This is a genomic window from Pelobium manganitolerans (assembly GCF_003609575.1).
GTDB lineage: Bacteria > Bacteroidota > Bacteroidia > Sphingobacteriales > Sphingobacteriaceae > Pseudopedobacter > Pseudopedobacter manganitolerans.
Genome location: NZ_MBTA01000026.1, coordinates 97,567 through 109,678, shown reverse-complemented (window position 1 = coordinate 109,678; position 12,112 = coordinate 97,567). Strand labels below are relative to the sequence as shown.

10 protein-coding genes and 1 tRNA gene are annotated in these 12,112 nt (G+C 41.1%); 4 read left to right on the top strand and 7 right to left on the bottom strand.

Annotated elements, in window-relative coordinates:
* Positions 1 to 55 precede the first annotated feature (55 nt).
* Positions 56 to 739, top strand: a complete 684-nt coding sequence (locus BCY91_RS12435) for a response regulator transcription factor (protein ID WP_120182375.1) — start codon at positions 56 to 58, stop codon at positions 737 to 739.
* A 109-nt stretch (positions 740 to 848) separates the two neighbouring features.
* On the opposite strand, the gene bioA is transcribed toward BCY91_RS12435, so the two are convergent.
* From bioA to BCY91_RS12420, 3 genes are read right to left on the bottom strand one after another with little or no spacing between them, the layout of a single operon-like run.
* Positions 849 to 2,114, bottom strand: coding sequence for an adenosylmethionine--8-amino-7-oxononanoate transaminase (bioA, locus tag BCY91_RS12430; protein ID WP_120182374.1), 1,266 nt, complete (start codon positions 2,112 to 2,114; stop codon positions 849 to 851).
* On the bottom strand, positions 2,111 to 2,566 hold the full coding sequence (locus BCY91_RS12425; protein WP_120182373.1) for an NUDIX domain-containing protein: 456 nt from the start codon (positions 2,564 to 2,566) through the stop codon (positions 2,111 to 2,113). The genes bioA and BCY91_RS12425 overlap by 4 nt, the downstream gene beginning before the upstream one ends.
* Positions 2,563 to 3,540 (bottom strand): cation diffusion facilitator family transporter, encoded by a 978-nt coding sequence (locus BCY91_RS12420; protein WP_245989123.1) that lies wholly within the window; start codon positions 3,538 to 3,540, stop codon positions 2,563 to 2,565. Before BCY91_RS12420 ends, BCY91_RS12425 begins: the two co-directional genes overlap by 4 nt.
* Before the next feature lie 110 nt (positions 3,541 to 3,650).
* Here BCY91_RS12420 and BCY91_RS12415 point away from each other — a divergent pair, with 110 nt between their 5' ends.
* Entirely contained in the window at positions 3,651 to 4,844 is a 1,194-nt protein-coding gene (locus BCY91_RS12415; protein WP_182995378.1) for a pyridoxal phosphate-dependent aminotransferase, read from the top strand.
* A 103-nt stretch (positions 4,845 to 4,947) separates the two neighbouring features.
* On the opposite strand, the gene BCY91_RS12410 is transcribed toward BCY91_RS12415, so the two are convergent.
* Positions 4,948 to 6,039 carry a PAS domain-containing sensor histidine kinase gene (locus BCY91_RS12410; RefSeq protein WP_120182371.1) on the bottom strand — a complete coding sequence of 364 codons (1,092 nt, stop codon included), beginning with the start codon at positions 6,037 to 6,039 and terminating at the stop codon, positions 4,948 to 4,950.
* Positions 6,040 to 6,132: 93 nt separating this feature from the next.
* Entirely contained in the window at positions 6,133 to 8,721 is a 2,589-nt protein-coding gene (locus BCY91_RS12405) for a phosphoenolpyruvate carboxylase (protein ID WP_120182370.1), read from the bottom strand.
* A 261-nt stretch (positions 8,722 to 8,982) separates the two neighbouring features.
* Here BCY91_RS12405 and BCY91_RS12400 point away from each other — a divergent pair.
* Positions 8,983 to 9,067 (top strand) — tRNA-Ser (locus BCY91_RS12400).
* Between the two features lie 272 nt (positions 9,068 to 9,339).
* Here the strand turns inward: BCY91_RS12400 and BCY91_RS12395 are convergent.
* Together BCY91_RS12395 and BCY91_RS12390 are read right to left on the bottom strand one after the other, a co-directional pair.
* Positions 9,340 to 9,795, bottom strand: a complete 456-nt coding sequence (locus BCY91_RS12395; RefSeq protein WP_120182369.1) for a Spy/CpxP family protein refolding chaperone — start codon at positions 9,793 to 9,795, stop codon at positions 9,340 to 9,342.
* A gap of 347 nt (positions 9,796 to 10,142) precedes the next feature.
* The gene (locus BCY91_RS12390; RefSeq protein ID WP_120182368.1) at positions 10,143 to 10,595 is read right to left on the bottom strand and encodes a Spy/CpxP family protein refolding chaperone; all 453 of its coding nucleotides are present in this window, start codon (positions 10,593 to 10,595) and stop codon (positions 10,143 to 10,145) included.
* A gap of 184 nt (positions 10,596 to 10,779) precedes the next feature.
* Between BCY91_RS12390 and lat the strand changes: the two genes are divergently transcribed.
* Complete coding sequence (gene lat / locus BCY91_RS12385; RefSeq protein WP_120182367.1) at positions 10,780 to 12,111, top strand: L-lysine 6-transaminase; 1,332 nt, start codon at positions 10,780 to 10,782, stop codon at positions 12,109 to 12,111.
* The last annotated feature ends 1 nt before the right edge of the window (position 12,112 follow it).

Sequence of the window (12,112 nt, the reverse complement as noted above, 5' to 3'; positions counted from 1 at the left end):
TTAATTTAACCCAAGCTGGCGGAAAAGATATTAATTTCGTAACAAAAGTTTTTTAATGAGTAGCAGACCAAAGATTTTAATTGTTGACGACGAGCCAGATATTCTGGAATTAATTGAATATAACCTAAAGAAAGAAGGTTACCAGGTTTACACCGCTAATAACGGAAAAGAGGCCATCGACGAAGCACGTAAAGTTCAGCCAGATTTAATCATTTTAGATATTATGATGCCGAAGACGGACGGCATTGAGGCCTGCAGGCTTTTACGCGCCATGCCCGAGTTTAAAAATACTTTTATGGTGTTTTTAACAGCCCGTAGCGAAGAGTACTCTGAAATTGCAGGCTTTAACGTTGGTGCCGATGATTATATAGCCAAACCCATTAAACCGCGCGCCCTGGTAAGCCGCATTAACGCTATCCTAAGACGCAATTCACAAAATGAAGAAGCCGAAGAAGATAAAATTGAAATTGCCGATTTGGTGATTGACCGCGATTCGTTTTTAGTTTATCAAAACGGCGAAAAAATCTCTTTAGCAAAAAAAGAATTTGAACTTTTGTATTTGCTGGCTTCTAAACCTGGCAAAGTGTACACGCGCGACGCCATTTTAAGCAGTATCTGGGAAGACTCTGTGGTGGTAACTAACCGCACTATTGATGTACATATACGTAAACTAAGAGAAAAACTTGGCGACGAGTACGTAACTACCGTAAAAGGTGTGGGTTACAAGTTTGAAGCCTAGAGTAAAGAATAAGGAGTAAAGAATAAGGAGTAAAGACAGGCGTGCTTGCTACTTGCTACTCGCTTCTTTTCTACTTTCTACTTCCTACTCGCTACTTAATCCTAGCCCACTAAATCACTTCTAAAGCTTCTTCAATTTTAGCATACACATAATCCAAATCTTCATTGCTGATGCAATAAGGCGGTAAAATGTATAGGATATTGCCTAAGGGGCGGAGGATGATATTTTGGGCTAAAAAGTAGTTATATAAACGGTCGCGGATGTCGCTAAAGTAAGATGTGGCTTCCATGCGCCATTCCATGGCGATGATGGTGCCGGTTTGGCGCACTTCTTTAAGCTTAGAATGGTTTTGGATCCGTGTTTTAAAATCTTGATGTTTTTGTTGGATGCGCTGGATATTCGCCATCGTTTGCGGCTGGATAAGCAGGTCAAAACTGGCGTTTGCTACCGCACAAGCCACAGGGTTTGCCGTAAACGAATGGCCGTGGAATAGGGTTTTCAGTTTATCGTCTGATAAAAAGGCTTCGTAAATTTGCGCAGTGCAAGTAGTGATGCCCAAGGCCATGGTTCCGCCGGTTAAACCTTTGGAGAAACACATAATGTTTGCTTTGTGGTTTAAATAATCTGTGGCAAAAAGCTTTCCTGTACGGCCAAAGCCCGTCATCACTTCATCTGCAATGGTCAATACCTCTTCTTTATGGCAGTGCTGTAACAAATCGTCTAATAAATCTGCATCGTACATCAACATCCCACCCGAACCCAAGATTAAAGGTTCAAAAATAAAACAGGCCAAATGAGATTTAAGATTTGATATTTGGGATTTTAGAGCCCCTATATTTTCTTTTGTAGGCAAATCCAAGAACTCTACATCAAATAAAAGTGCATCAAAAGGCGCTGTCCACGCACTGCGTCCGCTTACTGCCATTGCGCCAAAAGTATCGCCATGGTAGGCATCTTTAAAAGCCAATATTCTCTGGCGTTTGTGGCCCTTGTTAAACCAATATTGCAGACACATTTTTATGGCAACTTCTACCGCCGTAGAACCGTTATCAGAGTAAAAAACTTTGTTCTGATTGGCTGGCAAAATGCTCAAAAGGTTTTCGGCTAGGGTAACTGCCTGCGGATGCGTAAAACCTGCAAAAATCACATGCTCCAACTGTTGCAACTGCTCAAACGCTTTTTGTGCAATATAGGGATGGCTGTGCCCGTGAATGTTTACCCACCAGCTAGAAACCGCATCAATTAATTTACGGCCGTCTTCTGTGTACAAATATGCCCCCTCTCCTTTCACTACGGGTATGGGTGGCGCAGCGGTTTTCATCTGCGTATATGGATGCCAAATATGCTGTAAATCTCTTCTAACTAAATCTTTCATTGTAAAGTAGTTTTTAATAATTGTACCACGTGCTGGTCTACCGGGAAAGTAAGGTCTCCGGGACCCAAATCTGCCAGCGGAACCATTCTGAAGCATTGCTTTTCGTCACCTTTTTGCTCACCGAAATCATAAGCGCACGCTGCCAATTTAAAACCGAAATCGTGCAGGGGCTTCACCAAATAATAAACTGAAATCAGTTGCCCGCCACCAAAGGCCGAAGCCACAAAAAAATCGGTGGTGTAAAAATGGCGCTCCACTTGCACTTGCAAGTTGCATTCTTCTAAAAATTCGCGCTTTAAACCTTCAAGCAAGCCTTCGCCAAATTCTAAACCTCCGCCCGGGAATTTGATAAAGCGCGTGCCGTTACGTTCTTCATCGCTCAATAAAATCCGCTTATGCTCGTCTATCAATAATCCGTAAACCCTAACATTAAAATCTTTCTCTCCATTCATCGCTCAAAATGTTTTTGGTTTTTTGTAACGTTATCTAAAGTCCAAACCACCTCTATAGTTTGCGCTTCGCTACGCACCGGGCAATTTTTTAAGCGGCAATAATGGCAACATTGCGGCAAACAAGGGTCCGCATGGATAAAAAACTCGGTTTGTTCGCCAATATTCTCGCTCACCAAACGGTCAATTTCAGAAATCTCATGGTGTACCTGCGTCAGCTCGTAATAATAAGGCAAAGTTACGTGGCAATCGATATGCGTTTCGGCGCCGTAACGTTGGGTGCGTAAATTATGCACATCAATCCAAGCTTCGTGGCGGTTAACGTTTAAAAAACTGACTACTTTTTCCACCGTTTCCACGTCAGATTCGTCCATCAACCCGCCCACAGATTTGCGCACCAAGCGGTAAGCGGTATATAAAACATAACATCCCACCGCAAAAGAGATAAGGCTGTCCAGCACAAATAAATTGGTAAAATAAATTAATACCAAACCCAGCATCAACCCTAAGGTACTTACGGCATCACTTAACAGGTGTTTTCCGTCTGCGTTTAAAGTAATCGAATTTAAATCCTTACCTTTTTTAATCAGATAGTACCCTAAAGCACCGTTAACAGCTCCGGTAAAACCGATGATGGCCACACCGTCTAAAATAGCGGAGAGCTGTTGCGGATAAAACAGGTTATAAACCGATTTCACCACGATAATTAATCCAGCGATACCGATTAAAGCCCCCTCAAAAAAAGCGGAAAAAAACTCGATTTTGCCATGCCCGTAAGGATGGTTTTGGTCCTTAGGCTGTGCGGCCAAATAAATGCTGTAGAAGGCAAAGGCCGATGCCAGCACGTTTACAATGCTTTCTACGGCATCGGTAAAAATAGCATTTGATTGTGTTATATAGTAGGCAACAAATTTTAACACCATCAGCATGATGCTGGTGAGCAAGCTTGTTAGCACTATTTTTAATTTTGTTTGCAAGGCACTCTTATTTTTATGAATTGTTAACGCAGGGCTTACAAACTTATTGAATTTACATTCCTTTACCGCATAAAAAGTATTTTTATATCTTTGCCAACACAACATAAATCATGAGTATTTTATCTAATAGAATCAACAATCTGGCAGAAAGCCAGACGATTAAAATGGCCAAATTAGGCCGCGAATTAGCCGCTAAAGGAATCAATGTGATTAACCTAAGCTTTGGCGAACCTGACTTCCACACGCCTCAATTTATTAAGGACGCTGCGGTTGAAGCCATGGATAAGAACTTCACTTACTATACGCCGGTTTCTGGCTATCCGGATTTGAGAAAAGCCATTGCCGCCAAACTGAAAAGAGAAAATAATTTAGATTATAATTTTGACCAAATTGTGGTATCAACCGGTGCTAAACAAGCATTGGCAAACGCATTAATGGTGATGATTAACCCTGGCGATGAGGTGATTATCCCTACGCCTTACTGGGTTTCTTACTCGGAAATGGTAAAATTGGCCGAAGGTGAATCGGTTTTTATTAATGCCACAGCAGAAAACAATTTTAAAATTACGCCAGAAGAGTTAGAGGCCGCCATTACGCCGAAAACCAAAATGTTTATGTTTTCATCGCCCTGCAACCCTACAGGCAGTGTTTACAGCAGAGAAGAATTGGCAGCTTTGGTAAAAGTTTTTGAAAAACACCCGGAAATCTTCATTCTTTCTGATGAGATTTACGAGCATATCAATTTTATTGGAGGCCACGTTTCTATCGCAGAGTTTGCATCTGTAAAAGACCGGACAATTGTTGTAAACGGTTTTTCAAAAGCTTATGCGATGACAGGCTGGAGAATTGGTTATTTGGCTGCGCCTAAAGAAATTGCCGATGCGGCAGACAAATTACAGGGCCAGGTTACTTCAGGATCTTGCTCTATCACTCAAAAAGCCGGTTTAGCTGCTTTAGAGGGAGGCTTAAAAGAAGTTCACGAAATGCGCGATGCCTTCTTGAAAAGAAGAGGCATTGTACATGAGCTGTTGAGCCAGATTGAGGGTTTAAAAGTGAATTTACCTGATGGTGCTTTCTATTTCTTCCCAGATGTTTCTTCGTTCTTTGGTAAATCTGTTGACGGACAAACGATGAACAATGCAGAAGATATTTCTTTGTATTTGTTGAACACTGCACACGTTTCTACCGTAACCGGCGAAGCATTTGGCAACGAAAAATGTATCCGTATTTCTTACGCAGCATCTGAAGATGAGCTGCGCGAAGCCTGCAAAAGAATTGCAGATGCTTTAGGAAAACTAAAATAAAAACCTGGGGCGTGCAACCGCACCTAGAATTAAAACAAAAAGAGGAATAGTGCTGCTATTCCTCTTTTTTTGTTTCTGACAAACCCTTTACTTACCCATGGATTTAGGGAAATGTGATGGTGAACCGGGTGCCCACATCTTTCGTGCTATCCACAGAAATATCGCCACCTAGCTCGGTGATATGCTTTTTCACCAAAAACAGTCCAACCCCTTTTGCATCATGATTGGTATGGAAAGTTTGGTTTAAACCAAAAATGCGTCCTTTAGCTTTTTCCATATCAAAACCCAAACCTTTATCGGCTACAATCAGCTGTTTTTTACCGTTATTTATCTGGGTACTAAACAAAACCTCTGCCTGCTGGCGGGGTTTTCGGTATTTCAAAGCGTTGGTAAGCAGATTTAATAAAACGCTTTCCAAATAACTTTGGTTGAAAGTGACGGAATTAAATGCGTTAAAATCTGTTTTTATAAGAGCTTCACTTTGTGCGATAAGGGAGTTTAAAGATTGCTTTACATTATTTAAACATTCGGCTAAACTTAATTCTTTGAGCAATAATTTAGAAGTACCGTCTTTTCTAATCAAGCTATTGATATAGGTTTCTAAAGTATCGCTTACTTTCTCTGTTGATTGCTTGATTAAACGCACCACGTTGGCATTGTCTTCATCCGCCAGTTTATCGTAATCAATCAGATCAAAAAGCCCCATGATGTTGGCAATGGGCGAGCGAAGATTATGCGAGGCCATGCGGGCAAAATGTTCTAAATCTTTGTTTGCCCGGTCAATTTCTTGGTACAGCAACTGTTGTTCTGCTTCGCTTTTCTTGCGCTCCGTTACATCTTTAGCTATTGCAAAAATATATTTATGCTCGTGCACCGGAACGGAGGTCCACGAAAGCCAAACAGTTTCACCGGATTTAGTGATGTAGCGGTTTTCAAAATTGGTTAAGGGTTTTCCTTCTTTTATGCCGTCTCTGCTGGTACTTGTAATTTCTTTATCTTCTTCTGCAATCAAATCTAATATTCTGATTTGCAAAAGCTCTTCTTCGGTATAACCTAAAACGTTTGATACGGCTGGGTTTACTTTTAAAAACTTGCCTTCAAAAGAGGCTACACAAAACAAATCTGGTGTAAAATCGAAAAACTGACGTAGCATTTTGTCTTCATCAGTTAATGCGTTTGGTAAACTTTCCCCCATATTTCCGATAAATTAGTAGAACATAAGTTAAAACAAAGATTTCTGTGAAACAAGAGACCATAAAAAAAGCTCCTAATTTAGGAGCTTTCTTAATTATGCAGAGTTTCGTGCGGCGTTAACAATTCCGTAAAGTGTTCTAAGAATCAGTTTGTTATAGATTTCTCTATCGGCTTCGCTGGTGTTTTTATCCAAACAGCGGATGATTGCATAACGCTGAATAATCACCAATGGAAGTGTAATTTTTTCGCGTACGCGGATGGATTGCCTGTCTAAAGGATACTTCTGCATCAGCACTTCTGTCCCGCTCAGCTCTAACAATAGCTTTTCGGTTAAAACAAATTCATCTTTTAGGCCTTTCCAGAAAGCGCCAAAAGTTTCGTCGCTCTCTAAATAAGCTGTCAAACGGAAATCTGCCTTAGTCATAGACATCATGCAGTTATCCATCACCGCGCGGAAAAACCCGTTGCCGGCGTAAAGTTCTTTTGCTTCATCCCACTTCCCTTCTGCCTTAATTTTTGCTAAAGCTGTTCCTACGCCGTAAAAACCTGGGATGTTCTGCTTCAACTGGCTCCAAGAGGTCACAAAGCTAATTGCACGCAAATCTTCCAGTTTTAGTTCGGCATCAGAGTTACGCTTAACCGGCCTGCTGCTAATGTTTATCTGCGAAAGCATCTTCAGCGGGCTTTGCACCTCTAAAAACTTCAAGAAAAGCGAATTGCTGCGCAAGCTCATAAAAGTATCATAACTGGTATCGGCCAAGCTGTTAAACAAGTCCCGTTCGCTTTGCGCCATGGTATCTGCATCTTTTTTATTTAAAGCCGAGGAAATACCGGCGTTAATCAACTGCTCCATGTTGTTGCGCGAGCTTTCAAAAGTGCCGTACTGCGAACTGATGGTTTGGCCTTGTACCGTAACTTGGATTTGTTTGTTGGCGACATCTTTACCAAAAGAAGCGTAAAATTTATGCGTTTTACCGCCTCCTCTTGCAGGCGGACCTCCCCTACCATCAAAGAAAGCTAAATCTATATTGTGCTTGCGCGAAATTTCTGTTAACGTATATTTAGCGTAGTATAAAGACCAATTTGCCATTAAGTAGCCACCGTCTTTGGTACTATCAGAAAAGCCTAACATAATAACCTGACGCGCTTTTCTGCGTTCCAAATGTTTTTGGTAAACCGGATGGGTGTACAAAATCTCCATCACCTCGTGCGCGTACTTTAAATCGTCAATGGTCTCAAACAAAGGGACAAAGTCCATATCCAGTTCATCCAAGGTCCATCCGCTCCATAAAAACAATTGCATCAATTGTAAAATATCAGAAGCTTTTTGGCAGTTGCTGATGATGAAGCGGTGGCAGGCTCTTTTACCGCTCTTGTTCTGCATGTTTTTTATCAACCGGATAACATCTAGCGCATCTTTGCTTAACTCGGCAAAGTTGCTGTACTCAGTTAAATCCAACTGGTTAAGCGGCACAGCTTTTATCTTCTCTTCCTCAGACAAATCCATGTAATTTGCAGGGATTGTGCCTTTTACCGGAGCAGTTTGGATACATTCTGAAAATAGCTTACGCAAAACGCGGCTATCCTGACGTACATCTAAGGATGCGAAATGACAACCGAAAAGCTTTACCTTCCAAATAAAATCATCCACCAAGCTAGTAAACAAACCATCGTGATAATCATTTAACACTCTGCGGATATTTCGCAGATTATCTAAAAGCTCTTCTTTGACGTTTTTGCCATTTCCGTTAGACTCGAAAGCATTTTCGTAAATCACTTTCTCTAAAACGTCCATATATTTTTCAACGCCATTAAAAGTTACGCGGCGTTTCAAGTTTTTAAAGTCGCGGAAATAGCATCTAAACAAAGCTTGGCGCAAAAACGATGAAACTTTTTCGGTAATTTCTGTGGTTACGTAAGGGTTACCGTCACGGTCGCCGCCTGGCCAAAAACCCAGCTCTATTAAAGTATGGTTTCCTAAATCGAGGTTAAAAACGTCTTCTAAATTTTTATGTACGTTGGATGCGGTTTGGTAAAATATATTTTCGAGATACCAAGTTAAGCTTACGGCCTCATCAAAAGGAGTAGGTTTTTCTTTTTTAAAGAAAGGCGTTTTCCCCAGTTGTTTCAACAACAGGTTGATGGCATTTACATCGTTGTCTTTAATGGCATCTGTTAAATCCGTCATGATGCCTAAAATTGGCCCCGGATAAAACTGCGTTGGGTGAGCGGTTAAAACCAAACGTAGCTTAAACTCGGCCAACGCCTCTTGTGTATTTTTATACAAAGATTCGTCTTCCAAAGCCTTGTTCATGAGGCTATTTAAAGAAGTAGCTTCATCTAAATCGCTTATTTTTGAAAAAGCAGCGTCTTCAACGGCATCAAACAGCACAACTTGCCGCTCTATATATTGTATAAAGCGGAACAGCAAGTCAAAAATTTCTTTCTGATCGGTTACTTCAACCTGTTTAGAGAAAAAAGATTCGATAATCTCATCGGGCCTTAAACTTTTCTCGGTTCCTTCTTCACAATATTTAAAAAAATAGGGCAGCGCTAAACCCGTGTTTTTAACGCTATAGAATGGTAAGGTTAGAAAAAGACTGTTATAAAGTTCAAATTTTGTGGTGACTTCGTTTTTGAAAACTGTTTCTTTGGACCTTAACGGTGTTTTTATTTTCGACATGACGGCCGAAAATTACGTTAATCTTTGCGTTTACACAAATTATTGAAAAAATATACCGGATTAAGCAACTGTCTATATCATTTGTTTAAACGCTTTACAAGCCATTTTCAGAAAGGAATTGGATGGAATTTGGCGTCAAAAACCGCGCTTTTACAGGTTGCTAAAAAATTAAAAAACTGATGTTTAAATGTTTATAAGTGGGCGGAGGAAATTTTGTAAAATAAATTTGCCATAATGGATGGCTTTCGTACTTTTGCCCTCGGAAGAATGGCAGAGCGGTCGAATGCGGCGGTCTTGAAAACCGTTGACTGTAACAGGTCCGGGGGTTCGAATCCCTCTTCTTCCGCCGGTAGAGACACCAAAGAATGATAAAAGCCTGCAAATCAGATGATTTCAGGCTTTTTTATTTTACGGTGGATGCTAAAATATGTAAATACTCTCCTCTTAAAAGAGAGTATATCGAGAGTATCCAGATAGCACAGGCAACACGCTCGATTGAAGGAACAAAACAAGGGTTGATGAACGTGTCTTTACTCCTCACTCATCCTCCATTCTTTCCTCACAAAAAAAGCCGAAGGCGTTCACCCTCGGCTCTGCTGTTAACCATTAAACCAATAATTAGTCGTTTCTAGGTGCATTTTGGCGGTTGCCTCCCGGGCGCCAATTAGCTCTCATTTCGTCGTATTTTGCTTTTTGCTCGGCGCTTAAGCTGGCCTCAAAAGCTTCGCGGTTTTTACGGCCCAATTCCATATTAGCTTGTTGTATTGCTTTTTGATCAGCTGTTAAGCTGGCCTGCAGTTTCTGGAAACGCTCGCGCGGTTGTATGCTAGTGTCTTCCATGATTTTTTTCTGGTCGGCAGTTAAGCTGGCATTAAACTTCTCTTGCCCTGCACGTTGTGCTTCGCGGTTAGCGCCAACCTGTTTCTTTTGCACTTCTGTTAGGTTAAGCTGGTCATAATTCATCCTGTCCATGCCGCCTCTAAAGCCGCCACCGCCGTTTTGTGCAAAAGCGCCCACGGACAAACCTAGCGCCAACGCGCCTGTTAAAGCAATTGATTTCAGTAACTTTCTCATTTTGTTTTAAATTGATTTTTAAAATTGTTGACGAGAAACCAAGACACCGTAGGTCGCGCTGTCCGGATTTTCCCATCGCTTTCGTTAATTTGTGTTTAGCTAAGATGGTGCTTTTTTTAAAAGGTTTAAAGACAACAAGCACTGTATGAGATGTAAGCGGATAGATTATAGACGAAACCTAAAAGAAAAAAGACAAAAGGGTGTTTGGAGACGTTAGATTTGAGGACGTAGATACGTGATGTGAGAATTTGCAAAGACCTCAACACTTTTAAAAAAGCATTTAAACAAAAAAGCGCCGGCACGGCGCCGACGCTCGAGGCTAATCACAAAAGATTGTATCGGCTGATTTAACCTTTTTTAGGCGATTTTTTAGCGCCTTTGTGTGCCATTCTTTTGCCTTTTAGGCTATCGGCCTTTGCTTTTTGCTCGGCAGTTAAGCTTGCATGGAAAGCTTCATGGTTCTTTTTTGCTTGCTCTAAGTTGGCTTTTTGTGCAGCTCTTTGTTCTGGGCTTAAGGTGGCTTGCAGTTGTTTGGCTTTAGTTTTACGATCTAAAGTTTTATTCTCTACAATTTTTTTCTGCTCGGCAGTTAAAGACGATTTAAATTTATCACGATTGGCTTTTGCTTGCTCGTGATTGGCTTTTAACTGGGCTTTTTGCGCGTCGCTAAGGTTTAATTCGCTTGTTGCTTTTTTTGCAGACTTAACATCTTTAGCAGGCGCTTTTTGTGCAAAAGCACTAACAGATAATCCCATGATTACAACAGCAGAGAATGCTACGGTTTTAATTGCTTTTTTCATTTTTTTAAATTTTTAAAGGTTATTTGCTGTTAGGATGCAACGAGCAACAAAAGGTTTAACGCTTATCATTTTAAAAAGGCGCTTTTAACATAAATTAACAGTATGTAGCTTTTTACAGCTCTATAGCACATAGCCGCTACACCCGCCAAATCATCAGTAAAGGCATTTTTTGTAAGTTTGCGCCATGTATAATCTCCTCGTTGCACCAAACGACGTAAAAAAATCATTAGCTAAACATGTACTTACAGACGGTTTTGACCTGGTTTATGATATAAAGAAAAGCAAGGGCGTAAGGATGTATGATGCAAAACACGAACGTTATCTGTTGGATTTTTTCACCTGTTTTGCATCTGTACCTTTAGGATACAACCATCCAAAAATGACGGAAGATGAGCGTTTTAAAGAAAACCTATTGTTGGCAGCAATCGCAAACCCTTCCAACTCCGACATTTACACACAGCAGTACGCCAGCTTTGTAAACACTTTTTCAGAAATAGCAATTCCGCATGATTTGCCGCACGCGTTTTTTGTGGCCGGCGGAGGCTTAGCCATTGAAAATGCACTTAAAACGGCAATGGACTGGAAAGTACAAAAAAACTTTGCAAAGGGCTACCGGCAAGAAAAAGGGCACAAAGTATTGCACTTTGAACATGCTTTTCATGGACGCACCGGATATACCATGAGCTTAACCAATACCACTGCGGTAAAAACAAAGTGGTTTGCAAAGTTCGACTGGCCACGCGTACAACTGCCTGCCGTACAGTTTCCGTTAAATGATGAAAATTTAGATGCGCTTATCAACGCAGAACAGCGCAGCATCCAACAAATTAAGGATGCCTTTATCGCTCATCCAGATGAAATTTGCGCGATTATTATTGAGCCCATACAATCTGAAGGCGGAGATAATCATGTGCGGCAAGAGTTTTTAGAGCAACTGAGGATTTTATGTGATGCTAATGAGGCTTTGTTAATTTATGATGAGGTACAAACCGGCGTGGGCCTTAGTGGTAAATTCTGGTGTTTTGAGCATTTTGGAGCAAAAGCCCGTCCGGATATCATCGCCTTTGGCAAAAAAATGCAGGTTTGCGGCATTTTAGCGGGACACAGGGTTGATGAAGTTAAAGACAACGTTTTCACAGTATCATCGCGCATCAACTCCACCTGGGGCGGTAATTTAGTGGATATGGTACGTAGCGAAAAAATCCTGCAGATTATAGAGGAAGACAAACTGTGCGCCCAAGCAGCACGCGTGGGAAATTATCTTTTGCAACAATTATCGGCTTTAGCTGAGGAAGACGGGCGGATTACAAACGCAAGAGGCAGGGGCTTGCTTTGCGCCTTTGATTTACCTGCAGAAGATTTTAGAAATCGCTTTATTGCCAAAGGACTTGAAGCAAACACGCTGTTTTTGGGCTGTGGCGACCGCTCTATCCGTTTTAGACCTGCATTAACCATGGAAGAAGCCCATATTGATGAAGGTATGGCTACCATCCGTAAAATTTTAAAAAATAGCTGAT

Bases quoted from the DNA above. Each gene is read 5' to 3' on its own strand.
- BCY91_RS12425 (WP_120182373.1), bottom strand. From the start codon at position 2,566: ATGAATGGAGAGAAAGATTTTAATGTTAGGGTTTACGGATTATTGATA.
- BCY91_RS12405 (WP_120182370.1), bottom strand. From the start codon at position 8,721: ATGTCGAAAATAAAAACACCGTTAAGGTCCAAAGAAACAGTTTTCAAA.
- BCY91_RS12395 (WP_120182369.1), bottom strand. From the start codon at position 9,795: ATGAGAAAGTTACTGAAATCAATTGCTTTAACAGGCGCGTTGGCGCTA.
- BCY91_RS12415 (WP_182995378.1), top strand. From the start codon at position 3,651: ATGAGTATTTTATCTAATAGAATCAACAATCTGGCAGAAAGCCAGACG.
- BCY91_RS12390 (WP_120182368.1), bottom strand. From the start codon at position 10,595: ATGAAAAAAGCAATTAAAACCGTAGCATTCTCTGCTGTTGTAATCATG.
- lat (WP_120182367.1), top strand. From the start codon at position 10,780: ATGTATAATCTCCTCGTTGCACCAAACGACGTAAAAAAATCATTAGCT.
- bioA (WP_120182374.1), bottom strand. From the start codon at position 2,114: ATGAAAGATTTAGTTAGAAGAGATTTACAGCATATTTGGCATCCATAT.
- BCY91_RS12410 (WP_120182371.1), bottom strand. From the start codon at position 6,039: ATGGGGGAAAGTTTACCAAACGCATTAACTGATGAAGACAAAATGCTA.
- BCY91_RS12435 (WP_120182375.1), top strand. From the start codon at position 56: ATGAGTAGCAGACCAAAGATTTTAATTGTTGACGACGAGCCAGATATT.